Origin of the sequence: Mycolicibacterium anyangense (genome assembly GCF_010731855.1) — a bacterium.
Classification (GTDB): Bacteria; Actinomycetota; Actinomycetes; order Mycobacteriales; family Mycobacteriaceae; genus Mycobacterium; species Mycobacterium anyangense.
Genome location: NZ_AP022620.1, coordinates 3,992,483 through 4,016,970, shown reverse-complemented (window position 1 = coordinate 4,016,970; position 24,488 = coordinate 3,992,483). Strand labels below are relative to the sequence as shown.

The following is a 24,488-nucleotide window of genomic DNA, read 5'->3' as shown; positions in this document are numbered from 1 at the left end:
CCCGCTACGGCTTGGGAGAGACCTCGACGCTGGGCGGCAGCGCAGACGGCTCGGGCTGCATGGAACGACGCACGATGGTGAATGCCACCGCGCCGCCGACCACGGTCGCCAAGCCCAGGCCGCCGAACACCAGCAGCCGGCGGCGACGGCGCGGCGCGCTGCGGGCCTCCTGGATTGCGGCGGGCAACTCGGCCACCACCTGCTTGACCGCGGCGGCTTCCTGCATCAGTTCGCGGCGCGCGGCACGGGTGTCGCGGTAGCGGCGACGCACTGCGGCGGCGGCCGACTCCGCGGAGTGCGCTGTCAGTCCGACCACGCCGCGGGTGACGTCCACCGGACCCACCGCGGTGTAGTGCAGTCCGCGCCGTAGGCGCTGCTGGGAGGTGAGCGTCGGTGCGGTCTTGCGGGCCATGGTTCAACAGTGCCACACCACCGCACCGGGTGGCCGCGAGATGGGGCAGTGCGGGCTAGTGGCACACTGTGAATTCGTGACGAGCCCTATTGCGACCGCGACCGCGACCCTGCACACCAACCGCGGTGACATCAAGATCGCCCTGTTCGGTAATCACGCCCCCAAGACCGTCGCGAACTTCGTCGGCCTGGCCCAGGGCACCAAGGAGTACTCGACGCAGAACGCGTCGGGCAGCACCTCCGGACCGTTCTACGACGGTGCGGTGTTCCACCGCGTCATCGACGGTTTCATGATCCAGGGCGGTGACCCGACCGGTACCGGCCGCGGCGGCCCGGGCTACAAGTTCGCCGACGAGTTCCACGGTGAGCTGCAGTTCGACAAGCCCTACCTGCTGGCGATGGCCAATGCCGGGCCGGGTACCAACGGCTCGCAGTTCTTCATCACCGTCGGCCCCACGCCGCACCTGAACCGTCGGCACACCATCTTCGGCGAGGTCGTCGACCCGGAGTCGCAGAAGGTCGTCGACGCGATCGCCACCACCGCCGTCGACCGCAACGACCGGCCCACCGAGCCCGTCGTCATCGAGTCCGTCACCATCTCCTGACGGTCGCTAGGCGGCCTCACCGACCGGCGTAGCCGGCCTCGGTGAGGGCGTCGAGCACGCCGAGCGGTTCGGCACCCAGGTCCCACCGGCTGAGCACGATCAGCCGGTCGTCGGTGGTGTCGATCTCCAAAAGTCGTACTTTGCGGCCGATCCGCCGAAACTCGGTGATGCGGATCAGGGAGATGTCCGGATGCCGCAAAGTCTGTGACCTGAACCACCCCCGGTACACCAGGCCGTCGGGGGTGATTGCCAGCCGTGGTCGCGCTCGCCACGATCCGAGTGCAAACAGGATCAGGCCCACCGCGGCAACGCCGGTGAGGATGCGCCCTGGCGCCTCTGTGACCACGGTCACAGAGGCGATGCACATCACAACACCCACGATTCCGAAGGCGACGACACCTCCGGGGCGGGGCGCCCACTCAGTTTGCTGCATAGCATCCTCGGGCGCTGTCACCGTGGCAAACGCAGTTATCCACAGGTGCTATCCACAATGGGGATGAATCACATCGATGTGATTGGCTTACCAGAAGGTTGCCAGCACGGTAACGGCGCGCACACAGCGAGGCACGGGATAGAGTGTCGGGCCCGCTCAGCGCCACCGCATCGTGAGCAACAACCCTGTGATCATGAAGGCAAACGCGATCGCGTAGTTCCACGGACCCAGGTTAGCCATCCACTGCAGGGCACTCGGGGTGTCGAATCCCGAGGCCGCCAACTGGAACACCAGCAGCCAGATCAGCCCGATCAGCATCAGGCTGATGAACAGCACGACGAACCACACGCTCGACGGCCCGGCCTTCACCTTGACCGGGGTACGGCTGACCGGCTTGACGGTGAAGTCGTTCTTCTTGCGAACCTTGGACTTGGGCATGGGTACCTTCGGGACGAATCGGTGCGACGATGGGTCGCAGATCGACTATGAGATTAACGCAGCGACGCCGCGAGCAGACACACGCGGCACCGGCGACGACGACGGCCCCACGTTCGGCGTGGCGCTACGGCGTCCCAGTGGTGTGCCTGCTGGCCGGCCTGCTGCTGGCCGCCACGCACGGCGTCTCCGGTGGCGGTGAGATCCGGCGCAGCGACGCCCCCCGGCTGGTCGACCTGGTGCACGACACCCAGAGCTCGGTCGACCGGCTCAGCGCCCAGCGCGACTCCTTGGCCGCCCAGGTGGACTCCACCCACGGCGCCTCGGCGGGTACCGCGCTCTCGGCGATGCTGGCCAGGGCCGATCAGCTGGCCGCCGACGCGGGGTTGGCGCCGGTGCACGGACCCGGGCTGGTGGTGACGTTGTCGGACGCCCAGCGCGACGCCAACGGCCGTTTCCCCCGGGACGCCTCCCCCGACGACCTGGTCGTCCACCAGCAGGACATCCAGGCAGTGCTGAACGCGCTGTGGAGCGCAGGCGCCGAGGCCATCCAGATGCAGGACCAGCGGATCATCAACACCTCGGCACCGCGCTGCGTGGGCAATACGTTGCTGCTCAACGGACGCACCTACAGCCCGCCGTATGTCATCACCGCGATCGGCGACGCCAACGCCATGAAGGCCGCCCTGGCCGATGCCCCGCTCGTCACGCTCTACAAGCAGTACGTAGTCCGGTTCGGCCTGGGCTACAGCGAAGAGGTGCGCACCGATGTCCAGGTCGCCGGCTACACCGAGCCGGTGCGGATGCGCTACGCCCAGCCGGCCGGTCCTGTCGGATATTGACTGGATCGTCCCAGGTAGCCTGGCACGATGCAGGTCTTGGTCGTCGACAACTACGACAGCTTCGTGTTCAACCTGGTCCAGTACCTGGGTCAGCTCGGGGTGGACGCGCAGGTCTGGCGCAACGACGACGAGCGCCTGGCCGACGCTGACGCCATCGCGGCGGAATTCGACGGTGTGCTGCTGAGCCCCGGCCCGGGCACCCCGGAACGCGCCGGCGCCTCCATCCCCCTGGTGCGGGCGTGTGCGGCAGCCGGCACTCCCCTGCTCGGGGTCTGCCTGGGACACCAGGCGATCGGGGTGGCGTTCGGTGGCACGGTGGACCGCGCGCCGGAACTGCTACACGGTAAGACCAGCACCGTGTATCACACGAATGTTGGTGTGCTGCATGGACTTCCGAACCCGTTCACCGCGACGCGGTATCACTCGCTGACCATCCTGCCGGAGACCGTACCGGCGGCGCTGGAGGTGACCGCCCGTACGAAGGGCGGGGTCATCATGGCGGTGCGGCACGTCGATCTCCCCATCCACGGCGTGCAGTTCCATCCCGAGTCGATCCTCACCGAGGGCGGTCACCGGATGCTGGCCAACTGGCTGGGCTACTGCGGCGCGGCGCCGGCCGAGACCCTGGTCAGCCGCCTCGAGCAGGAAGTGGCCGATACGGTGCGGCACGCGACGGCTGGATCAGCCGCCCCCGCTACGACGCAAAGCTGAGGGTGATCGACGCCCCGAAGTTCACGGCGGTACCCGCCGCCGGACTCTGGGTCACCACGCCGTTGCTGCGCACCCCGCTGTTGTCGACATTGGGCCCCTTGATCAGCACGCCGGTCCAGCCGAGGACCCGCAGATTGGGCTCGGCGTCGGTCCAGAACTGACCCTTGAGATCCGGCATCACGAACTGGTTGCCCTTGGACACCTGGATCTGGATCACGGTGTCCTGCGCGACAACCTGGCCGGCGGCCGGATCGGAGCCCACCACCTGTCCGGCAGGTTCGGTGCTGTCGACGGGGACCTGGATGAACTTCAAGAAGCCCGAGGCGGTGAGGATCTGCCCGGCGACGTCGACGGTCTGGCCGGCGATGACCGGCACGGCCGCGGTCTGCGGTCCCTTGCCGACGACGACGGTGATCTCATTGGTGATCGCCGACGTCTGGTTCGCCGGCGGGATCGTCGAGAGGACCTTGTCCTTCTGCTCGGGTGTGGAAGCCTGCTCGGTCTGCTTGTACTTGCCGAATCCGGCGGCCTTGAGCTTCTGGACACACTCGCCGTAGCTCAGACCGGTGCAGTCCGGAACCTCGCGCTGCTCCGGTCCGTAGGACACGTTGATGGTGATCTCGTCGCCGGCGCTGGCCATGGAGTTGGCGGGCGGGTCGGTACCGATGACCTTCTCGGGCGCGATGGTGTTGTCCGGCTTCTGTTGCGTCCGGATCTTGAAACCCTTGTTCTGCAGTGTCGCGATCGCATCGGCGGCAGCCTGCCCACGGACATCCGGCACCTGCACATTGCGCGGACTGCCGCTGACCATGTTGATCGCGACTGTCACCACCACGGTCAGGATGGCCAGGATCGCGACGGCGATGAGCCAGCGACCGATGGACCCACCGGCCCGTTCGTTCTCGACGACGGCTCCGTGCCGTGGGATCTCGTCGGTGTCGTCGCCGCGAGGCCGCAGGGGCGGTGTCGCGTTCAGCAGCGAGGTGCGCTCGGCGTGGCTGAGCACCTTGGGCGCATCGGGGGCCTCCCCGTTGTGCACCCGAACCAGATCGGCCCGCATCTCGGCCGCGGTCTGATAGCGGTTGTCGGGGTTCTTGGCCAGCGCCTTGAGGACGACGGCGTCCAATTCCGGGGAGACGCCGGCATGCTTCTGCGACGGCGGCACCGGATCCTCGCGGACGTGCTGGTAGGCCACCGCCACCGGCGAATCACCGATGAACGGCGGCTCGCCGGTGAGGACCTCGTAGAGCACACAGCCCAGCGAGTAGACGTCGGAGCGGGCGTCGACCGACTCGCCGCGGGCCTGCTCGGGTGAGAGGTACTGTGCGGTGCCGATCACCGCGGCGGTCTGGGTGACGCTGTTGCCCGCATCGGCCAGCGCGCGGGCGATGCCGAAGTCCATGACCTTCACCGCACCGGTCTTGGAGATCATGATGTTGGCCGGCTTGACGTCGCGGTGGATGATGCCGTGCTGGTGGCTGAAGTTCAGCGCCTGGCAGGCATCCGCGATGATCTCGATCGCCCGCCGCGGCGGCATCGGCCCGTCGGTGTGGACGATGTCGCGCAGGGTCACCCCGTCGACGTACTCCATCACGATGTAGGGCAGCGGCCCGGTGGCCGTCTCTGCCTCACCGGTGTCGTACACCGCGACGATCGCCGGATGATTGAGCGCGGCGGCGTTCTGGGCCTCGCGGCGGAACCGCAGATAGAAGCTGGGGTCGCGGGCGAGGTCGGCGCGCAGCACCTTCACCGCCACATCGCGGTGCAGGCGGGTGTCGCGGGCCATGTGTACCTCGGACATCCCGCCGAAACCGAGGATCTCGCCGAGCTCGTAACGGTCGGACAGGTGCTGGGGCGTGGTCATTACGGGCCCTCGCCGTCTATAGCCGCGACCAACCGGATCACCGGTTCCCGGCCGTCCCACCCCGACGGGGCGGTGCCCGCGCCGGGCGTCGGCGTCACCGTCTCCGTCTCGGTGCGCTGGACCGGGGCCGTGTCCCGACGGTCGCGGTCGGCCAGCACGATCAGGATGGCGCTGATGATCGCCAGCGCGCCGAGCACGCCGGCCGCCCACAGCAGAGCGCGCTGCCCGGAGGAGAAGGTGCGGCGGGCCGGTTGGCTGCGGTGACCGCCGGTCGCCGGACGTGGGCGGGCGGCGGTGGACGGCGGGGGCACTGCAGGCAACCGCGGCGAGCTGCCCGGGATGGCTGCCGGCGTGGCCCGGATGGTGGGTGCGGAGTTCGGCCGCGGCGGACGCCGTCCGGCACGCACCGCGCCGACGGCGTCGGCGAACTGCCCGCCGTTGCGGTAGCGCATGCCCGGGTTCTTCACCAGGGTGATCTCGATCAGCTCGCGCACATTCGGCGGTAGGTCGGCCGGCAACGGCGCAGGCGTCTCCTTGATGTGCTTCATCGCGACGGTCAGCGCCCCGTCGCCGACGAACGGCCGCTTGCCTGAAACCGCTTCGTAGCCAACGACTCCCAGCGAGTAGACGTCGCTGGCGGCGGTGGCGTCATGGCCGAGGGCCTGCTCCGGCGCGATGTACTGGGCGGTGCCCATCACCATGCCGGTCTGGGTGACGGGCGCGGCGTCCACGGCCTTGGCGATACCGAAGTCGGTGAGCTTCACCTGCCCGGTCGGGGTGATCAGGATGTTGCCGGGTTTGACGTCGCGGTGCACCAGGCCGGCGGCGTGCGCCACCTGCAGCGCGCGGCCGGTCTGCTCCAGCATGTCCAGCGCGTGGCGCAGCGAGAGCCGGCCGGTGCGCTTGATCACCGAGTTCAGCGGCTCGCCGTTGATGAGCTCCATGACCAGGTAGGCGGTGCGGCCCTCACCGTCCATGTCGGTCTCGCCGTAGTCGTGCACGGCGGCGATGCCAGGGTGGTTGAGCATGGCGACGGTGCGGGCTTCGGCCCGGAACCGCTCGACGAACTCGGGGTCCGAGGAGAACTCCTGCTTGAGCACCTTGACCGCGACGCGACGGCCCAGCCGGCTGTCCACGGCTTCCCACACCTGGCCCATACCGCCGGTGGCGATCAGCCGCTGCAACCGGTAGCGGCCGGACAGGGTCACACCCACGCGGGGGCTCATGGCTTGCCTCGCTTCGCTCGCCTGCGCGGGCTCATGATGCCCCCTGCAATGCTGCGGCGATCGTTGCCCGCCCGATCGGGGCGGCCAGCGCCCCGCCGGTCGCCGACAGTCGGTCTCCACCGTTCTCGACTAGCACCGCGACGGCCACCTTCGGGCTCTGGGCCGGGGCGAACGCGATGTACCAGGCATGTGGGGGTGTGTTCCTCGGGTCGGTGCCGTGTTCGGCGGTACCGGTCTTGGAAGCGATCTGGACGCCGGGAATGGCTCCCTTTTGCTGGGTTTGCTGTTCGGCGCCGATCATCAAATCAGTTAGCTTAGCCGCGACCTGTGGAGAAATCGCACGCCGCTGCTCCTGGGGCGCCGTGGTGGCGATATTCGACAGGTCCGGTCCGCGCAGGCTGTCCACCAGATAGGGCTGCATCAACACCCCGGAGTTGGCGATGGTCGCCGCCACCTCGGCGTTCTGCAGCGGTGTCACAGCCACGTCCTTCTGCCCCATGCTCGACATACCCAGTGCCGCGGCGTCCGCGATCGGACCCACGGTGGACTCGGCGACCTCCAGTGGGATCGGCGCGGGTGCACTGTCGAGCCCGAACGCTTGCGCGGTGTTGCGCAGCGCATCGGCACCTACCCGGATACCCAGTTCCACGAACGCGGTATTGCAGGACCGGGCGAACGCCTCGCGCAGCGACGCCGTTGGCGCGGTGCCGCACGGGGAGCCGCCGTAGTTCTCCAAGGTCGCGGTGCTGTTGGGCAGCTGGATCTGCGGGGACGCCGTGAGCTGATCGGTGTCGTTGATGCCGGCCTGCAGGGCGGCGGCGGTGGTGATCACCTTGAACGTCGATCCGGGCGGGAAGGTCTCGGAGATCGCGCGGTTGGTCAGCGGCGAGCCCGGGTCGTCACGCAACTGCTGCCAGGCCTTGCCTTGCTCGTCGGTGTCGTGGGTGGCCAGCAGGTTGGGGTCGTACGACGGCGCGGAGACCATTGCCAGGATCTTGCCGGTGGACGGCTCCAGGGCCACCACCGAGCCCTTGCACGGCCCGCTGCAGCCCTGCTGCATCGCGTCCCAGGCGGCCTGCTGCACCCGCGGCACGATCGTGGTGTCCACATTGCCGCCCCGTGGGTCGCGGCCGGTGAAGAAGTCGGCCAGCCGGCGGCCGAACAGCCGTTGATCGGAGCCGTTGAGAATGCTGTCCTCGGCGCGCTCCAGGCCGCTGCTGGAGTAACGCAACGAGTAGAAGCCCGTCACCGGGGCGTAGACGAAGGGATTCGGGTACACCCGCAGGAACCGGTAGTGGCCGTTGGTCGACACCGAGTAGGCCAGCAGCTGGCCGCCGGCGGTGATCTGCCCGCGCTGGCGCGAGTACTCGTCGAGCAGCACCCGCTGGTTGCGCGGATCGGCGCGCAATCCGTCGGCGCGGAACACCTGGGTGACCGTCGCATTGATCAGCAGCAGCACGATCAGGGCCATGATCATGATCGAGATACGGCGCAGTGTGGTGTTCATACCCGGTCGATCACCTCGGTGCTGGCCACCGCGATCGGGGTGTGCGGGCTGGTCATGATCGGGCGCCGGGCCGCATGCGAGATCTTCACCAGGATCGCCAGCAGCAGATAGTTGGCCACCAGTGACGAACCGCCGTAGGACATCCACGGCGTGGTCAGACCGGTCAGCGGGATCAGGCCGGTGACCCCGCCGACGACGATGAACAACTGGATGGCCAGCGTCGAGGCCAGGCCGGCGGCCAGCAGCTTGCCGAAGCTGTCGCGCACGGCGATCGCGGTGCGCAGGCCGCGCACGATCAGGATCGTGTAGAGCATCAGCACCCCGGCCAGGCCCACCAGACCCAGCTCCTCACCGACAGCGGCGATGATGAAGTCGGTGGAGGCGGCCGGAACGGTACCCGGCTGGCCGTTGCCCAAGCCGGTGCCGAAGATGCCGCCGGTGGCGAAGCTGAACTGTGCCTGCACCATCTGGTAGCCGGTGCCCTCGGGGTCGGCGAAGGGGTCCAGCCAGTTCTCCACCCGTACCCGCACATGGGCGAACAGGTGATAGGCCACCACGCTGCCGGCGGCGAACAGCGTCAAACCGATCGCCACCCAGCTGAACCGTTCGGTGGCGATGTAGACGATCACCAGGAACGACGCGTAGAGCAGCAGCGAGGTGCCCAGGTCCTTCTCGAAGACCATCACACCCACCGAGGCGATCCAGGCCACCAGCAGCGGGGCCAGGTCCCGCGGGCGCGGCAGGTCCATGCCCAGCACGTGTTTACCGGCGCTGGTGAACAGGCTGCGCTTGGCCACCAGAACGGCGGCGAAGAAGATCAGCAGCAGAATCTTGGAGAACTCCGCGGGCTGAATACTGAAGCCGGGGAACCGAATCCAGATCTTGGCGCCGTTGGTCTCGGAGAAGCGGGCGGGCAGCAGGGCCGGGATGACCAGCAGCACCAGGCCGACCAGGCCACAGAGGTAGCCGTAGCGGGCCAGGATGCGGTGATCCTTGAGGAACACCACCAGCAGCGAGAAACCGACGACACCGACCAGCGTCCAGAGCATCTGCTGGGAGTCACTGGGGCCCTTGTCCGATGCCTGCAGCGCGCCGGGCACCAAGTCGAGGCGGTGGATCATCACCAGCCCAAGACCGTTGAGCAGAGCCACGATCGGCAGCAGCACCGGATCGGCGTAGGGCGCGAAGCGCCGGATGGCCAGGTGCGCGCAGATGAACAGCGTCAGGAAGGCCAGCGTGGAACTGGCCAGATCCCAGCTGATGCCCTGCTCCTGGTTGGCCTCCACGATCATCAGGGCGACGAGGGTGATGATGGTGGCGAAGATCAGCAACGCCAGCTCGGTGTTACGCCGAGTCGGGGTCGCGGTCGCTACCACCACGGGGGCCTGGGGCTGGGTGCTCATGCCTCGGCTCCCGCTCGCTGCGGTCCTTGCTGCGCTGCGATCCTCACTCGCGATCGCCTTCGGGTGGTGCTCATGCCGCCGCCCGGCAGTCGACACCCGGCTTCTGGGGTGGCGCCGGTAATTGGGTCACCGTCGGGGCGGGGCTCGGGAGCGCCGGCGGTGTCGCCGAATCCGTTGCCGCCGAGGCGCTTTCGCTCGACGTCGGGCTTGTCGGCGGCGCCGGGGTGGTGCGTGGCGAAGCCGACGTGGGTGCCGGAGTCGACGGGCGGGCGGCCGAGGTCGGGCCGGGTGCTGGAGCTGAGCTCGGTGCGGGCGCCGGTGGCGGGATCGGCGCGGGCGCCGGCGTGGGGGCCGGAGCGGGCGCGCACGGCGGCAGCAGCGAGCCGCGGGCGAGTTCGCGAAGCTGGCCGATGGCGTTGTCCAGGCTGCCGGCCGGCAGTCCGGCCGAGACCTGGGTGCGCTCAGAGGGCCGCAGATCCTGCAGCCGCATCAGCGTGCAGCCCAGCGGATCGGTGGACTGGCCGTAGCTGATCTGGGACAACTCGCCGCGGTCGTTCAGACAGCCCAGCAGGTAGGGCTCCTGTAGCGGGTAGCCCAGGATCGAACCCTGGATTCCCCGCATGATCGCCACCGTGCCGTCATGGGCACTGACGTAGTAGTTGCTGCGGATGATCTCGCGGCCCACCACCAGGCCGGCGATCGCGAGCAGGACCACCAATGCGGCGACGATGAACATTCGCTTGTGGGAGCGCGGTTTTGGCGGTGGTTCGGGCTCGGCCACCACCCGTTTGGCGACATTGGGCCGCGGGTTGATCGCCGATGCGCGCCCGGCAGCGGTGTTCGGTGGTGCGACGTGATCGTCGTCCCCGGAGACTGCCCCGGCCAGGATCGGCTGGGTCTGGCCGCCGTAGTCGTAGTCGACGACGTCGGCCACCACCACGGTGACGTTGTCCGGGCCGCCGCCGCGCAGCGCCAGTTCGATGAGCCGGTCGGCACTCTCGGCGACATCCGGGATCTGCAGCGCTTCGGCGATGGTGTCGAAGCTGACCGGGTCGGACAGGCCGTCGGAGCACAGCAGGTAACGGTCGCCTTCGCGGGCCTCTCGCATGATCAGCGTCGGCTCGACCTCGTGACCGGTCAGCGCCCGCATGATCAGGGAGCGCTGCGGGTGGCTGTGCGCCTCCTCGGCGGTGATCCGGCCCTCGTCGACCAGGGTCTGGACGAACGTGTCGTCCTTGGTGATCTGGGTCAGCTCACCGTCGCGCAGCAGATACCCGCGCGAGTCGCCGATGTGGACCAAGCCAAGTCTGTTGCCGGCGAACAGGATTGCGGTGAGCGTGGTGCCCATGCCTTCCAGTTCGGGTTCCATCTCCACGTGCGCGGCGATCGCCGAGTTGCCCTGGTGCACCGCGTCGTCCAGCTTGCTCAGCAGGTCGCCACCGGGCTCGTCGTCATCGAGGTGGGCCAGCGCGGCGATCACCAGCTGGGAGGCCACCTCACCGGCGGCGTGACCACCCATGCCGTCGGCCAGCGCCAGCAGGCGTGCACCGGCGTACACCGAGTCTTCGTTGTTGGCGCGGACCAGGCCGCGGTCGCTTCGGGCGGCGTAGCGCAGGACGAGGGTCACGGGCGCAGCTCGATTACCGTCTTGCCGATGTGTACCGGCGTGCCGATCGGAACGCGAACTGCCGTGGTCACCTTCGCCCTGTCGAGGTATGTGCCGTTGGTCGATCCTAGGTCTTCGACATACCAGTCCGGACCCCGCTGGGACAGCCGGGCGTGCCGGGTGGAGGCGTAGTCGTCGGTGAGGACCAGAGTGGAGTCATCGGCCCGGCCGATCAGCACCGGCTGGCTGCCGAGCGTGATGCGGGTCCCGGCCAGGGCACCGTCGGTGACCACCAGGTAGCGGGCGCTGCTGCGCTGCTGGCGAGACGGCAGCAGCGCACCCCGCAGCGCGAGGCCGCGCCGCACCATCACCGCGCCGGTGGGTGCGTAGATGTCGTTGCGCAGGATGCGCAGCACCGACCAGATGAACAGCCACAGCAGCAGCAGGAAACCGGCACGCGTCAGCTGCAGAACTAGTCCCTGCATCCGGCGTCCTCTCCGTCCTCGCGCCGCAATCGCAGCACCGTCACGATACTTGGACGCTGCAGGACCCGAAGGTGAAGCCACACAGCTTCGCCCAAGGCGCGGCCCCCCGCCGGCCTCAGTGAACGCGGACGATGATCTCGGAGTGGCCGAGCCGGATGACGTCACCGTCGGCCAGCTGCCACTCTTGGACGGGCGCGTTGTTGACCGTCGTGCCGTTGGTCGAGTTGAGGTCCGAGAGCAACGCCACCTGGCCGTCCCAGCGGATCTCCAGATGCCGGCGCGACACCCCGGTGTCGGGCAACCGGAACTGCGCGTCCTGCCCGCGGCCGATGACGTTGGCGCCTTCGCGCAGCTGGTAGGTGCGTCCGCTGCCGTCGTCGAGCTGCAGGGTGACGTTGTGGCCGGCACTCGGGTACTCGCCGGCCGGCGCCTGGCCGTACCCGGCGTAGCCGCCGCCGGCGGGCTGGCCGTAGTCGTAGTCGCGGCCCTGTTCGCCATAACCGCCTTGCTCGTAGCGGGGGTAGTCGGGCTGGGCGTAGTCCTGACGGCCGTAACCGCCCTGGCCGGGGTAGCCCTGCTGCTGCTCGTAGCCACCCTGATCCGGGTAGGCCGGCCGCGGCTCGGGACGGCCGTAGCCGGGCTCCTCGTGGCGGCCCGGTGCGCGGCCGTAGTCGTAGTCATTCGACGGGGCGCCGTAGCCACCACCAGCCGGCGGGCCGTACGGGGCCTGCGGGGGCGGGCCGTAGCCGGGGGGCGGCTGGCGGTAACCCTGGTCGTAGCCGCCGCCGTAGCCGGCCGGCGGGCGCTGCTCGTAGCCGCCCTGGCTCGGATAGCCCTGCTGGTAGCCGCCCTGCTCGGGGTAGCCGCCGCGGGGCGGGTAGTTCGGATCGTTCGGCGGGGCGTATCCGCCACGGTCCTCGGGCGGGTACGGGCCGCGCTGCTCGGGAGCGCCACCACGCTGCTCGTCCTGGGGACGGGCGTAGCGGTCCTCGTAGTAGTCGTCGGCGGGCCGCCCCTGACCCTGGTCGCCGCGGTAGCTCGGGTTGTCGCTCATCGGTGGTACTCCTGGTTCTGCGGTGAACGCATCTTTCGATTGTGCTGGGGCGGGTGCGCCTGCGGTCGGGTGGGGGCTGGCGTCCGGATTGACGACGCCACGGGCACGGTACTGGCCAGTGTGCAGGTTCTGCGACTGCTCGAACCTGACGACGACATCACCATACGTTTGCCACCCTTGTTCCCGGAGGTATCCCCCCAAGTGTCTGGCAAAAGTGTCCGAGGTGACATCGCGGTCGGCGTTGACCTTCTCGAAGTCGGACCCACTGAGGGTAATGACGTACTCGTTGGGTGCCAACAGACGGCCACCTTGCAGTGTTTGCACACCATCGGAGGCCTCCCGGCGTAGTAGTGCTTCCACTTCCTGCGGAACGATCGACCCACCGAATACCCGGGCAACGGCATCGCCCACCGTGTTCTCGAGTTTGCGCTCGATGCGTTGAACCAGACCTCTCTGGTTACTCATCTCACCGCCTGCCTCGAGTCCGGCGCGTGTCGCACCGCCGCTTCTTTCCCTTGCATGGTATCGGCCCAGGTGAAGGCATCGTCACCATGAGAACTCTGAGAATCGGATTACAGCAGGTCAGGGCCCCGAGGCTGGGACTGTGACCTGGGCCGTAGAGTAGCGGGAAGCCGTGGGCGCGAGTTGGGGATCATCCGGTAGACCTGATACGCTCCCCGGGTTGTTTCGGGCGAGTGGCGGAATGGCAGACGCGCTGGCTTCAGGTGCCAGTGTCCTTCGGGACGTGGGGGTTCAAGTCCCCCTTCGCCCACATTGAGCGGTTCTATGAACTGCGACGACAAAGGTCACGAACCAGAAATGGTTCGTGACCTTTGTGTTTAGCGGGGTTCTCCAGTCGGTAGGTATTTTCTCGGCGGGGTCGGGGACTTCGGCTGCTAACTCCCGTGTCTGTCAGCCGCGCGGTCACCGACGCCGCATAGCTGGGTGCTGATTCTCAAAGTCCCCGCCGGACGGTGCCGGGCTCTCGTTGCGTGGTCGGCCGCAGGTGTTCACTGGCTCGCACCCTCGCACCCTCGCACCGCGAGCAAGCTACGTACCGCTGTTGCTCGCGCTACTTCCCGGTGTGCGGACCCCCGACACGGCAGGATGAGAAAGCGAACCACCGATTGCCGGATGCGCCAAGATGCTGGAAACAGTAACTCGGACTAGATGGTGGGGGAGTCTGCACTTGAGCAAACTGGGCAACTTCGTGTGGGGGATCGCCGATCAACTGCGTGGGGTCTACAAACCGCATCAGTACGGCGGGGTGATTCTGCCGTTCACGATCCTGCGGCGCCTGGACTGCATACTGGAGCCCACCCGCGACGAGGTGCGGGTCCTAGCTGAGAAGTACAGCGGCGGTGCCCTGGATGTGCAGGTCAAGCGCAAGACCGGCCTGAGCTTCTACAACACCAGCGCTTTCGACTTCGACCTGTTGCTGAAGGAGCCAGAGGGCCTGCGGGCCAACCTGGTCGACTACATCACCGGGTTCTCGGCCAACATCGACGTGTTCGAGCGATACAAGTTCGACAACGAACTGGCCACCCTCGACGAGAAGAACCGGCTGTACTTGATCACATCGAAATTCGCCGAGGTCGACCTACACCCGGACACGGTGCCCAACGCCGAGATGGGCGACTTGTTCGAATTCTTGATCTACAAGTTCGCCGAAGCATCCAATGAGGAGGCCGGCGAGCACTACACCCCGCGGGACGCGATCCGACTGATGGTCGACCTGCTGTTCGCCGAGGCCAGCGAAGCACTGCTGGAACCGGGCACCATCCGCTCCATCTACGACCCCACCGCCGGCACCGGCGGCATGCTGTCAGTCGCCGAGGAACGACTGTTGGAACGGAACCCGGATGCCCGGCTTCGGCTTTACGGGCAGGAGATCAACGACCAGTCCTACGCCATCTGCAAGTCCGACATGCTCGCCAAGGGACAGGATGCTGGCAACATCCGCCTCGGCGACACCCTTTCCGATGATCAGTTCTGGGACCGCACCTTCGACTTCTGCATGTCCAATCCGCCATACGGATTCGACTGGAAGGCGTCTAAGGACGCAGTGGAGAAGGAAGCACTCGCCCAAGGTTCGCGGTTCTCCCACGGCCTTCCCTCGGTCGGGGACGGCCAAATGCTGTTCCTGACTCACCTGGCGCACAAGATGCGGCCCTCCCATGAGGGTGGCGGCCGCGCCGGCATCGTGCTCAACGGCTCCCCGCTCTTCAACGGCGCCGCCGAGTCCGGGCCTTCGAAGATCCGGCAATGGCTGCTGGAGTCAGATTTGGTGGAGGCGATCATCGCGTTGCCGACCAACATGTTCTTCAACACCGGCATCGCCACCTACATCTGGCTGCTGGACAATACGAAACGTGTTGAACGGCAAGGCAAGGTCCAGTTGATAGACGCGACCTCTTTCTGGACGAAGATCCGCAAGAACCTCGGCTCGAAGAACCGCGAGGTCGACGAGGCTGCCCGCAATCGGATCCTCGCGCTATATGACGCGTTCGATGAGGCCGACGCCGGCTACTCGAAAGTGTTCACCGCCAACGACTTCGCCTACTGGACGATCACCGTCGAGCGCCCACTGCACGACGAGAACGGCACCCCGGTCATCGACGGCAAGGGCAAACCTAAGCCCGATACAAAGAGGCGTGACACTGAAAACATCCCCTTCACCTACGGTGGAAACACCGATGGCGATGCTGCCCGGGACGCGACGATCAAGGCGTATGTCGCCGCCGAGGTGCTGCCGCACGTGCCAGACGCATGGGTCGACATGAAGAAAACCAAAGTGGGATACGAGATCCCGTTCACCCGCCACTTCTTCAAATACGTGCCACCGCGCCCGCTCGCCGAGATCGACGCCGACCTGGAGAAGCAGATAGCCAAGATCCTAGAGCTACTGCGGGAGGTGGAGGGGTGACAGAATCGGTACGCCTCAAGTGGCTGCTTGATGAGCGGGATGAGCGGGCGGGTGAGCGAGTCGCCACCCTACCGCTGCTGTCGGTGTCGATCACCCGTGGCGTGCAGCGGCGTGAAGCAGAAGACACCACCACACGGGCAGCCGCAGAAGACCTCTCGAACTACAAGATAGGCCGCGCCGGCGACCTTGTCATAAACCGCATGCGCGCGTTCCAAGGAGCGCTCGGCATCGCTCCAGAAGACGGCGTCGTCAGTCCCGACTATTCAGTTCTCCGCGTGTCACCGTTGGTCGAGCACCGCTGGCTCAACTACTACCTAACGAGCACATCAACGGTGTCTGAAATGGCTAGCCTTGTACGCGGTATCGGAGGAACGGAAGCGGGGAACGTCCGCACTCCTCGCCTGAATGTGAGCGATCTCCACTCGATGCGCATCGAACTCGAATCTCTGGACAAGCAGCGCGCGATCGCCGACTACCTTGACCGCGAAACGGCCCGCATCGACACGCTCATTGAGGAGCAGCGGCGGCTGGTGGAGATGCTGCGGGAGCGACGTTCGTCGGTTATTTCACACGCGGTTGGAAGCGGCTTAGATCGTTCGGTGGAATTCAAACCATCGGGGTTGGGTGCAGTTCCGTACGTCCCCCGGCATTGGCCAGTTATGCCGCTCCGACATGCGCTTACTTACCAGGAAGGCCCCGGCATCCTGGCGGCTGATTTCAGAGACGAGGGAGTGCCCTTGCTTCGCGTCAGCGGCGTGCGTACGTCAACTGTTTCTCTGGCCGGGTGCAACTACCTGGACCCCGAAGCTGTCGCTCGAAGGTGGGCCCACTTTCAGGTGGAGCGGGGAGACCTGCTTATTAGCGCTAGCGCCAGCATGGGAACTGTCTCTGAGGTAGTCAGTGATGACGTAGTCGGGGCAGTGCCCTATACAGGCTTGATTCGGATGAAACCTGGCCAGATGACCGCTGCCTTCGTTCGGTGGTTCGTGGTGTCAGACGAATTTATGCACCAAGTCGAATCTATGAAGACCGGTTCTACTATTCAGCATTTCGGTCCGTCTCATCTCGCGCAGATGCGCGTAGCCCTTCCCCCGCCGGAGGAGCAGCGCCGCATCGTCGCTTATCTCGATGAGCAGACCGCCAAGATTGACACCTTGGTCGCGGAGACGGAGCGGTTCATCGAGCTGTCGCGGGAGCGGCGTTCGGCGCTGATCACCGCGGCGGTGACCGGTCAGATCGATGTGCGCGGTGAGGTGGCCTGATCGTGGCGGTGCACAACGAGATTGAGTTCGAACGCGAACTCGCCGAGTATCTGGCCGACCGCGGTTGGTTCTATTCCCCCAACGACGGCGGCTACGACCGCGAACGTGCCGTATTCCCCGAGGACATTCTGGGCTGGTTGGCCGAAACCCAGTCCGAACAGTTGGCCAAGGTCGTCAAGTCCGGCTCCGGTGACGCCGCCAAGCAACAGGACCAGCTGCTGGACCGGATCGTCAAAGTTCTCGACATCCCGCTCGACAACGGTGGCGGGACACTGAATCTGCTGCGCAAAGGATTTTCGCACCTGGCGGCGAAATTCGAGATGTGCGTGTTCAAGCCCGAGTCGACGCTGAATGCGAAACGCAACGCCGACTACGACGCGGTGCGCCTTCGGGTGATGCGCCAGGTGCATTTCTCCACCTGCGACAACCGGTCGGTGGATCTGGTGTTCTTCATCAACGGCCTGCCTGTGGCCACCGCGGAGCTGAAAACTGACTTCACCCAGACGATCACCGATGCAATCGCCCAATACCGGACCACGCGGCTACCGAAAGACCCTGCCACCGGCAAGATTCAGCCATTGTTTGTCTCCGGTGCCCGCGCCCTGGTGCACTTCGCGGTGACCGAGGCCGAGGTGTGGATGACCACCGCGCTGGCCGGCGACAAGACCCATTTTCTGCCGTTCAACCGCGGCGCCGAGGACGGCGGGCCCGGTAACCCGCAGAATCCTGAAGGGGCCCGCAGCGCCTACCTGTGGGAGCGGGTGCTGCAACGCGACGCTTGGCTCAACATCTTCGGTCGGCTCATGTACATCAAGCACGAATCGTCGACCGACCCGATCAGCGGAAAGACCACCAAGTCCGCCTTGTTGCGGTTCCCGCGGTTCCATCAGTGGGAGGTCGTCACCAAACTCACCGCTGCCGTCACCGCCGAAGGCGTCGGCAAGCGCTACCTGATCCAGCATTCTGCCGGGTCGGGCAAGACCGATTCAATTGCGTGGACCGCGCACCGGATGGCGCGGCTGCAGGTTGACAACCAGAAGGTGTTCGACTCGGTCATCGTGGTGACCGACCGAAACGTCCTCGACGCGCAGTTGCAGGACGCGATCAAGCAGATCGACAACGACGCCGGCATCGTGGTGGCCATCGACCGCAGCGAGATCGCCAAGGCCGGCGACGAAGTGAAGTCGAAAGCCGGGCTGCTGGCCCAGGCGCTGACCGGCGGCAAGCTGATCGTCGTCGTCACCCTCCAGACCTTCCCGCACGCGATGGATGCGATCCGGAAGAACAAGGGACTCAGGGGCAAGACGTTCGCGGTGATCGCCGACGAGGCGCACTCGTCCCAGTCCGGGCAGACCGCCAACCGGCTCAAAGAGGTGCTGACGGCCGACGAACAAGCCGATCTGGAAGACGGCGGCGAGATCGACGCCGAAGCGGTCCTAGCCGCCGAGATGACCGAACGCGCGGAGTCGACCAACATCTCCTACTTCGCGTTCACCGCGACGCCGAAAGCTAAGACGCTGGAGTTGTTCGGTCGCGAACCGGCCGGCGGTGGCCTGCCGGCGCCGTTTCACGTGTACACGATGAAACAGGCGATCGCAGAGGGCTACATCCTCGACGTGCTGACCGGGTATCACTCGTTCAAGTTGGCGTTCCAGATCGCGCAGAATGCCGCAGCGGAGAACGAGGTCGACCAGTCCCAGGCCACCAAGGAAGTCATGCGGTGGGTGAAGCTGAACCCGCAGACGATCACGCAGAAAGCGGCGATCATCATCGAGCACTTCCGCGAGAACGTCGCGCATCTGCTCGACGGGCATGCCAAGGCGATGGTGGTCACCGACTCGCGCAAGGCCGCGGTTCGCTACAAGAAAGCCATCGATGACGAGGTGAAGCGGAAAGGCTACGGGTACGGCACTCTGGTGGCGTTTTCCGGGGTGGTGCGCGACCCCGAGTCTGGGCCCGAGGACTTCACCGAGGCCACCATGAACCCGGGCGTGCATGATCTGCGGACAGCGTTTCGTGGCGACCAGTACCGGGTGATGATCGTGGCCAACAAGTTTCAGACCGGGTTCGATCAGCCGCTGCTGTGCGCGATGTACGTCGACCGTCGTCTGCCGAACATCACCGCGGTGCAGACCCTGTCACGTCTCAATCGCACCTACCGCACCCCGTCGGGGATTCAGAAGACCTCGGGGCTGACCCAGGTGGTCGATTTCGTCAACGAACCGGCCGCGATCCAGGAGGCGTTCGAGCCGTACTACGTCGATGCGCATCTGGAGACTGCGACCAATCCGAATCTGGTGCACGACCTGTCGACGAAACTCGATACCGCCGGCATCTACACCACAGCCGAGATCGACGCTTGCTTCGAAGCCGCGTCCCGCGGTGAACACGGGAAGCTGTCGGCGTCGGTCGAGTACGGGCGCAAGCGATTCGCGGACCGGTATCAGTCCGCGCTGCTCGACAACGGCGGCGAGGGTGACAAGGTGGCGCTGGCCAAGTTGGACATGTTCCGCAAGGATGTCGGATCCTTCGTGCGGCTGTATGACTTCATGAGTCAGGTCATCAACTACGGCGACACGGCGCTGGAGAAGAAACACCGATACCTGCGACTGCTGGAGCCCGAGATCCGGCCGGAGAATTACACGGCGCCGATCGACCTGTCCGATGTGGTGCTCAAGCAGGTTAAGCAGGTCGACCGCGGCCGCGTCGACATCGGCCTCGGCACCCGCATCGGCCTAATCGGCATGACGGCTGTCGGTTCGGGTGAGAAACGTGATCCCAAGATGGTCGCGTTCCAGCAGGTGCTCGACCGGCTCAACGATCTCTTCGGCTCAGAAGACTTCACCGAGTCTCAGAAAGTGTCGTTCCTGGAGGCGCTGCTACGAACACTGCTCGATGACGCCGCGCTCGTACAACAGGCAAAAGTGAACTCCACCAAGCAATTTGTCGACTCGCCGGACTTTGATGACGCTGTGACCGGCGCCGTCGCTGACAACCAGGGTGCGCACGAGAAGATGAGCGACTACTTCTTCACCAACGCCCCCGGGCGTACGCATCTGATCTCCGACATCGCAAAATGGTTCTACCAGGTCGTCGTAGAACAAGATGACAAGGCGGGCCTGTCTTGAGACAAGAGCACCCCGCCCTCCAAGTCGTCCTCGACGAGGATCCGAATGCACAGCAAGCGAACGTCTTAGACACTTCGGTGAGCCAGGAGCAGACCACGAGTTTGTCGTTGGCTCAGGCACTTGCGGTTGGATGCCTTAGTCGCCTAGACCCTAGACGTGCGTCCATCGATGTCTGGGATCCTGCAGCTGGTTCTGGGTTTGCGGGGTTCCTGCTCGTCGGTGCGCTTCAAGCGGCTGGGGTGCGGGTCCGATATCGAGGCCAGGACATCAACCGGGAGGCGGTGTTGGCCAGTTCCCGGCGCTTCGAAGCCGTCCCAGACGCTGAACTCGCTGTCGGCGACACACTCGCGCACGACGAATACGCCGACTTTGAAGCCGATTTGGTGATCGTGGACGCGCCGTGGGGTATGAACTGGGCAGGTTCAGCATCGGCTGTGGAATCTCGTCGAGAATTGGGCGCGTTCCGCTTCGGCGTTCCGCAGCAATCTGACAGTACTTGGCTCTTCATATCGTTGGCTTTGGAGAAGCTGCGACCGGCAGCTTTGGGAGGTGGACGCGTCGCGGCGCTGGTTGCGCCTGGCGCGTTGAGCGTCGGAGGCGGTACCGGCGCCGTGCGACGGAGGATCGTTGAGGCCGGGCTGCTCGAGTCGGTCACACGGCTGCCTGAGGGGCTAGCACCGAACACGGCCATCGCGCTGCACCTCTTGACCTTCACGAACAGTGCCGATGCAGCGGGGCGAGGCGAGGTGGCGATCGCCGATCTGCAGACGCAGTTCACGACCAGCCGCCGTGGTCGCGCTATGCCCGGATCCGCGTTCCGGGAGCTCGAGTCAGGCCTTCGGACGAGAAAAGCTGGACCCCGAAACCGCACAATCAGTGTTGAGAAGCTTGTCCGCAACGAAGCCGTCGCCTCCCGAGAGTCGAACTCTGGGCACAGGCTCTCGTGGCGTCTTACGACCTACTGCGGCGAGCCCATCAATGAGGCGTTACTGGAATCTCGGTACGGGCCAGAGTCCGGCGTTTTCATCGACTCGGATCCAACCACGGTCGTTGACCTCGACCCCAGCCCCTTCTTCGGGGATGACTCACGTGAACTCTTGAAATCCCTTGAGGCGCAGGGGTGGGCGACTCGGCGGCTGAGCCAGCTCTTAACCAGGACGCCCGAAGCAACAACTGAATCGACCACCGCCGGCGACGGACAAGTGTTTATTCCGACGACCCGCAGCGGCAAGGTCTCCACCGAGATAACTGATACTGGAGCCAACGGCCGCGTGCTCGCGATCCAACTCGAACCTGACGTGGCCGAGCCCGCCTTCTTAGCGGCGTGGCTCAACTCAGAACAAGGCGTCGCGAGCAGACTGCGTGCAATCGACGCCAGCAGCTCCGGCACCCATGTGCGGGCGCTGAGGTCAGACGCTAGGGCGTTATTGCGGTGGGCCGATGAACTCATCGTTCCGGTGCCCCCGCAGAATGTTCAACTCGCTCTTGCATCAGCGGACGAAAGGCTCGGCTCGTACCACGCTGAACTGATCCGGCTACGAGAGAGCATCTGGTTAGCGTCGGAAACCGCGGCGGAGGTCGTTGGGAGAATTGCGAGCGCATTCGACGAGTCGGTGCTTGCTTGGATAGACCAGCTCCCGTTTCCCATGGCATCTGCCCTCTGGACTGCCGAAACCGCCACTTCACCAGGCGACAAACAGCGGGCCTACCTCCATGCGTGGGAAGCCATTGTGACCTTCCATGCGACGGTGCTTCTCTCGGTGATCCGCTCGGACCCGGGCAGTAGCAGCGACGTTGAAGCTGCTATTTCGCAGACGTTGCGCGAACAGCACATGGGAATCGAACGGGCTTCGTTCGGAACCTGGGTAGTCATCGCGGAGAAGTCTTCCAAGGAACTTCGCCGCGCACTTGAGAGTGACGATCCTGACGATGTCGCGCGCATCCGAAACGCGTTCGCCGGCCTCAGTAGGACCGGAATCGAAAGGCTCATCTCGAAGGACGTCGTGAAGAAGTTCAACGAGATGAACGGCAAGCGCAATCGGTGGAGTGGACACACTGGCCATACATCCCGCGAAGAATGGGAAGCGCAGGTCGCGTCGCTTGAAGCGGATCTCGCTGGCCTTCGGCAGCTCCTCGGCAATGTCTGGACGCAACTCTTACTCGTCAGGGCAGGCAGCACCCGGCGCACGCAGGAGGGTTACATCCAGGCCGCAGAGGTCGCGATCGGAACCCGGTCCCCCTTCCGGACGGCTGATTTCAGCGTTGGAGAGCCGATGATCGATGGCGAGCTATACCTGGTAAGAGAAGGGGCGCAGTCGCCGTTGCGCCTCGTGCCGTTCGTGCAACTTCGTGCGGCTCCACGCAATGCCCAGTACACGACCTACTTCTACAACCGAACCGAAGGACCCAGCGTCCGCATGATCAGCTATCAGCATGGGCCGGAGAGCGAAGTACAGGCCGACGCAGAGAGCTTCCGCCCTGTGTTCGGAGATCTTGCTTGAGGTATAGGACCGTAACCGCGCTGCTGCAACTCTTCCACGGCTTGGCCGATGGGAGTTGCCGCTGGCCGTTTGCGGGGAGCCGCCATCCGCGAAGAGTGCCGGACAACGTTCGAGTTTGGAGGACAGCCTTGGAGGAAGGCGTCGGGCAGCCGTAGGTGCTCGGTCATTGGGCCTCACGAACACACCCATGATCGTAGAAAGCTGCCATGAGACGCGGTCTCGGAAAGATCGAGCGTTTACTTGGAGGGACCTATGGTCCCCACTATCAATAATTGGAGGAACTTGAGTGGCGATTGAGGAAGAGATAGCCAAGAATCGGCAGAGTATACGAACTGATGGCTACGCAATGTCTATAGGAGAGATGCTTAACCTGTATAAGGATAAGGAAATACGTATTCGTCCTGAGTTCCAGCGGATATTTCGTTGGCCGATTGAGAAACAGTCACGTCTAATCGAGTCTCTTCTGCTCGATATACCGCTCCCCCCTATCTTTGTTTCACAGTCAGATGATGCGATCTGGGAAGTTGTCGACGGCCTGCAGCGTTTGTCTACTATTCTCAAATTCACGGGCGATCTTCGCGATGAAGACACTGGAAAGGTAGAAGAACCAAGCACGCTCACGCGGACTAAGTACATACCCTCTCTCGAAGGTGTCACCTACAGCAATCTTCCACAAGCAGTAAAAATACAGTTCAAGCGAGCACGGCTCGATTTCAGAATTCTCCTCAAGGAATCGGACCCGGCGGTCAAGTTTGAGCTTTTCGATCGGTTGAATAGTGGTGGTGTTGCGACCAGTCCACAAGAAGTTCGTTCGGCCATTCTTCTTATGACCAGCCCGAGTCTGTTCGCAGCGCTGCAAAGCCTCCGAAAAGATGAGCGAGTTGTAGACGCACTTTCGCTAACAGAACGTCAAGAGGCCGAGCAGTATGACCTCGAACTAATCGTGAGGTTCATCGTGTTCCAGCGAAGCACCGCTGAAGAACTCGCAAGCTTCGCTGATATTGATACTTATCTGACGGACAAAGTCCTAGAGCTAGCGGAAAGCGGCGACGACGCCGCCGACTTGGTGCGCCTCGCCGAAGATATGTTCGCTGTCGCTAGTACCATCGGGTCTTCTACGTTCCGCAGGTTTGATACTGCACGCGGACGCACGATCGGCGGGTTTAGTGTCTCGGCTTTCGAGGCTGCGAGCGCCGGTATAGCAAGTCGAGTCGCCGACTGGCTAGCTCTCAGCGACGACGAGCGTTCAGCGAAGCTGATTTACGCGATGGCAGCTCTATGGACGGACGATGAATTTCTAAAGTATTCGGGCGGCGGTGTCCGTGCGACGACGCGCGCTCCACGAATGCCTAGCATCGGTAAGCGAATCTTTGCATTGGATTAGCGAGTGGCGATCCGCACGTTAGAGGAACTGGAAGCTACACTGACCGCCGATCTCAAATGGCGTGTGCAGGAGATGTTTGTTTTCGAAAAAATGGCAGAAAAGGCTCGTGAACATGAATTGAGTGCGCTGATGCGGGCTGGCCTGGCGCTCGTCTACGCGCACTGGGAGGGATACGTAAAAACAGCTGGCTCAGGATACCTTGAATATATTTCAAGAAAGCGGCTGAAGCTGGGTCAACTACGACCAGAAGTGGCAGCGGTTGCCCTGCGCAACGTGATCACTACCCTTTCGCAACAGAAGTCTAGTGAAAGTCATACTGACCTGGTACGAACGCTATGGGATCGAGCTGATGAAACAATAGCCGTGCCGTATGAGACCACTACAATACGAACCAACGCGAATCTGAAATTCGAGTTGTTTGCGTCTATCATGCATTCACTTGGTTGTGATGCTTCTCGTCATCGAGCCCATGAAATGCTCATCGATGAACGGTTGCTTGGGTGGAGAAATGAAATCGCCCACGGGCGAGGCCAATTGGTGACTCTCACTGACTGGATTGTCATGCGCGATGTGGTCGAGGTGATTCTGCGGGATGTCCGTACACAGGTGTCTAACGCGGCCGCCATGAATACGTTCATGAGACAGCAGTAGTGGAAAAATGGCCTTGCCGGATGGTTTCACGTATGTGGGCCGGACTCGCCGGAT

19 protein-coding genes and 1 tRNA gene are annotated in these 24,488 nt (G+C 64.7%); 10 read left to right on the top strand and 10 right to left on the bottom strand.

Annotated features, from left to right (window positions below):
• Positions 1–4: 4 nt before the first annotated feature.
• A complete protein-coding gene (gene cwsA, locus G6N35_RS19025; RefSeq protein ID WP_163805647.1) occupies positions 5–412 on the bottom strand; it encodes a cell wall synthesis protein CwsA in 408 nt (135 codons plus the stop codon).
• Between the two features lie 58 nt (positions 413–470).
• On the opposite strand from cwsA, the gene G6N35_RS19020 reads away from it, so the two are divergent.
• The gene (locus G6N35_RS19020) at positions 471–1,016 is read left to right on the top strand and encodes a peptidylprolyl isomerase (protein WP_170313182.1); all 546 of its coding nucleotides are present in this window, start codon (positions 471–473) and stop codon (positions 1,014–1,016) included.
• 16 nt (positions 1,017–1,032) lie between these two features.
• Here the strand turns inward: G6N35_RS19020 and G6N35_RS19015 are convergent, their stop codons facing one another.
• Complete coding sequence (locus G6N35_RS19015) at positions 1,033–1,449, bottom strand: PH domain-containing protein (RefSeq protein ID WP_163805646.1); 417 nt, start codon at positions 1,447–1,449, stop codon at positions 1,033–1,035.
• A gap of 156 nt (positions 1,450–1,605) precedes the next feature.
• Complete coding sequence (gene crgA, locus G6N35_RS19010) at positions 1,606–1,887, bottom strand: cell division protein CrgA (RefSeq protein ID WP_163805645.1); 282 nt, start codon at positions 1,885–1,887, stop codon at positions 1,606–1,608.
• Between the two features lie 47 nt (positions 1,888–1,934).
• Here crgA and G6N35_RS19005 point away from each other — a divergent pair, with 47 nt between their 5' ends.
• Together G6N35_RS19005 and G6N35_RS19000 are read left to right on the top strand one after the other, a co-directional pair.
• Positions 1,935–2,726: a DUF881 domain-containing protein gene (locus G6N35_RS19005; RefSeq protein WP_163805644.1), complete on the top strand. Its 792-nt coding sequence runs from the start codon at positions 1,935–1,937 to the stop codon at positions 2,724–2,726.
• Positions 2,727–2,753: 27 nt separating this feature from the next.
• Positions 2,754–3,437 carry an aminodeoxychorismate/anthranilate synthase component II gene (locus G6N35_RS19000; protein WP_163805643.1) on the top strand — a complete coding sequence of 228 codons (684 nt, stop codon included), beginning with the start codon at positions 2,754–2,756 and terminating at the stop codon, positions 3,435–3,437.
• Here the strand turns inward: G6N35_RS19000 and pknB are convergent.
• The 7 genes from pknB to G6N35_RS18965 form a co-directional block, all read right to left on the bottom strand.
• Positions 3,421–5,301 (bottom strand): Stk1 family PASTA domain-containing Ser/Thr kinase, encoded by a 1,881-nt coding sequence (gene pknB / locus G6N35_RS18995; protein WP_163805642.1) that lies wholly within the window; start codon positions 5,299–5,301, stop codon positions 3,421–3,423. The two genes, G6N35_RS19000 and pknB, sit on opposite strands and share 17 nt — an antisense overlap.
• A complete protein-coding gene (locus tag G6N35_RS18990; RefSeq protein ID WP_246224383.1) occupies positions 5,301–6,527 on the bottom strand; it encodes a protein kinase domain-containing protein in 1,227 nt (408 codons plus the stop codon). The genes pknB and G6N35_RS18990 overlap by 1 nt, the downstream gene beginning before the upstream one ends.
• A gap of 31 nt (positions 6,528–6,558) precedes the next feature.
• Positions 6,559–8,034 (bottom strand): D,D-transpeptidase PbpA, encoded by a 1,476-nt coding sequence (gene pbpA, locus G6N35_RS18985; RefSeq protein WP_163805641.1) that lies wholly within the window; start codon positions 8,032–8,034, stop codon positions 6,559–6,561.
• The gene (locus tag G6N35_RS18980) at positions 8,031–9,437 is read right to left on the bottom strand and encodes a peptidoglycan glycosyltransferase RodA (protein ID WP_163805640.1); all 1,407 of its coding nucleotides are present in this window, start codon (positions 9,435–9,437) and stop codon (positions 8,031–8,033) included. Before G6N35_RS18980 ends, pbpA begins: the two co-directional genes overlap by 4 nt.
• Before the next feature lie 70 nt (positions 9,438–9,507).
• Positions 9,508–11,064 carry a PP2C family protein-serine/threonine phosphatase gene (locus G6N35_RS18975; RefSeq protein WP_163805639.1) on the bottom strand — a complete coding sequence of 519 codons (1,557 nt, stop codon included), beginning with the start codon at positions 11,062–11,064 and terminating at the stop codon, positions 9,508–9,510.
• Complete coding sequence (locus G6N35_RS18970; protein WP_163805638.1) at positions 11,061–11,528, bottom strand: FHA domain-containing protein FhaB/FipA; 468 nt, start codon at positions 11,526–11,528, stop codon at positions 11,061–11,063. The genes G6N35_RS18975 and G6N35_RS18970 overlap by 4 nt, the downstream gene beginning before the upstream one ends.
• A 115-nt stretch (positions 11,529–11,643) precedes the next feature.
• Positions 11,644–13,047 (bottom strand): FHA domain-containing protein, encoded by a 1,404-nt coding sequence (locus G6N35_RS18965; RefSeq protein WP_163805637.1) that lies wholly within the window; start codon positions 13,045–13,047, stop codon positions 11,644–11,646.
• 224 nt (positions 13,048–13,271) lie between these two features.
• Here G6N35_RS18965 and G6N35_RS18960 point away from each other — a divergent pair.
• The 7 genes from G6N35_RS18960 (at position 13,272) to G6N35_RS18930 (ending at position 24,434) form a co-directional block, all read left to right on the top strand.
• Positions 13,272–13,354, top strand: a tRNA-Leu gene (locus tag G6N35_RS18960).
• 417 nt (positions 13,355–13,771) lie between these two features.
• Positions 13,772–15,508: a type I restriction-modification system subunit M gene (locus G6N35_RS18955; protein ID WP_163805636.1), complete on the top strand. Its 1,737-nt coding sequence runs from the start codon at positions 13,772–13,774 to the stop codon at positions 15,506–15,508.
• On the top strand, positions 15,505–16,770 hold the full coding sequence (locus G6N35_RS18950; protein ID WP_246224378.1) for a restriction endonuclease subunit S domain-containing protein: 1,266 nt from the start codon (positions 15,505–15,507) through the stop codon (positions 16,768–16,770). Before G6N35_RS18955 ends, G6N35_RS18950 begins: the two co-directional genes overlap by 4 nt.
• 2 nt (positions 16,771–16,772) lie before the next feature.
• On the top strand, positions 16,773–19,898 hold the full coding sequence (locus tag G6N35_RS18945; RefSeq protein ID WP_163805635.1) for a type I restriction endonuclease subunit R: 3,126 nt from the start codon (positions 16,773–16,775) through the stop codon (positions 19,896–19,898).
• 77 nt (positions 19,899–19,975) lie between these two features.
• On the top strand, positions 19,976–22,399 hold the full coding sequence (locus G6N35_RS18940; RefSeq protein WP_163805634.1) for an HsdM family class I SAM-dependent methyltransferase: 2,424 nt from the start codon (positions 19,976–19,978) through the stop codon (positions 22,397–22,399).
• 286 nt (positions 22,400–22,685) lie between these two features.
• Positions 22,686–23,783, top strand: coding sequence for a DUF262 domain-containing protein (locus G6N35_RS18935; protein ID WP_163805633.1), 1,098 nt, complete (start codon positions 22,686–22,688; stop codon positions 23,781–23,783).
• A gap of 3 nt (positions 23,784–23,786) precedes the next feature.
• A complete protein-coding gene (locus G6N35_RS18930; RefSeq protein ID WP_163805632.1) occupies positions 23,787–24,434 on the top strand; it encodes an MAE_28990/MAE_18760 family HEPN-like nuclease in 648 nt (215 codons plus the stop codon).
• Positions 24,435–24,488: the final 54 nt, after the last annotated feature.

Excerpts from the sequence above, each read along its gene's own strand:
- cwsA (WP_163805647.1), bottom strand. The coding sequence starts at position 412 with ATGGCCCGCAAGACCGCACCGACGCTCACCTCCCAGCAGCGCCTACGG.
- G6N35_RS19015 (WP_163805646.1), bottom strand. The coding sequence starts at position 1,449 with ATGCAGCAAACTGAGTGGGCGCCCCGCCCCGGAGGTGTCGTCGCCTTC.
- crgA (WP_163805645.1), bottom strand. The coding sequence starts at position 1,887 with ATGCCCAAGTCCAAGGTTCGCAAGAAGAACGACTTCACCGTCAAGCCG.
- G6N35_RS19005 (WP_163805644.1), top strand. The coding sequence starts at position 1,935 with ATGAGATTAACGCAGCGACGCCGCGAGCAGACACACGCGGCACCGGCG.
- G6N35_RS19000 (WP_163805643.1), top strand. The coding sequence starts at position 2,754 with ATGCAGGTCTTGGTCGTCGACAACTACGACAGCTTCGTGTTCAACCTG.
- pknB (WP_163805642.1), bottom strand. The coding sequence starts at position 5,301 with ATGACCACGCCCCAGCACCTGTCCGACCGTTACGAGCTCGGCGAGATC.
- G6N35_RS18990 (WP_246224383.1), bottom strand. The coding sequence starts at position 6,527 with ATGAGCCCCCGCGTGGGTGTGACCCTGTCCGGCCGCTACCGGTTGCAG.
- pbpA (WP_163805641.1), bottom strand. The coding sequence starts at position 8,034 with ATGAACACCACACTGCGCCGTATCTCGATCATGATCATGGCCCTGATC.
- G6N35_RS18980 (WP_163805640.1), bottom strand. The coding sequence starts at position 9,437 with ATGAGCACCCAGCCCCAGGCCCCCGTGGTGGTAGCGACCGCGACCCCG.
- G6N35_RS18970 (WP_163805638.1), bottom strand. The coding sequence starts at position 11,528 with ATGCAGGGACTAGTTCTGCAGCTGACGCGTGCCGGTTTCCTGCTGCTG.
- G6N35_RS18965 (WP_163805637.1), bottom strand. The coding sequence starts at position 13,047 with ATGAGTAACCAGAGAGGTCTGGTTCAACGCATCGAGCGCAAACTCGAG.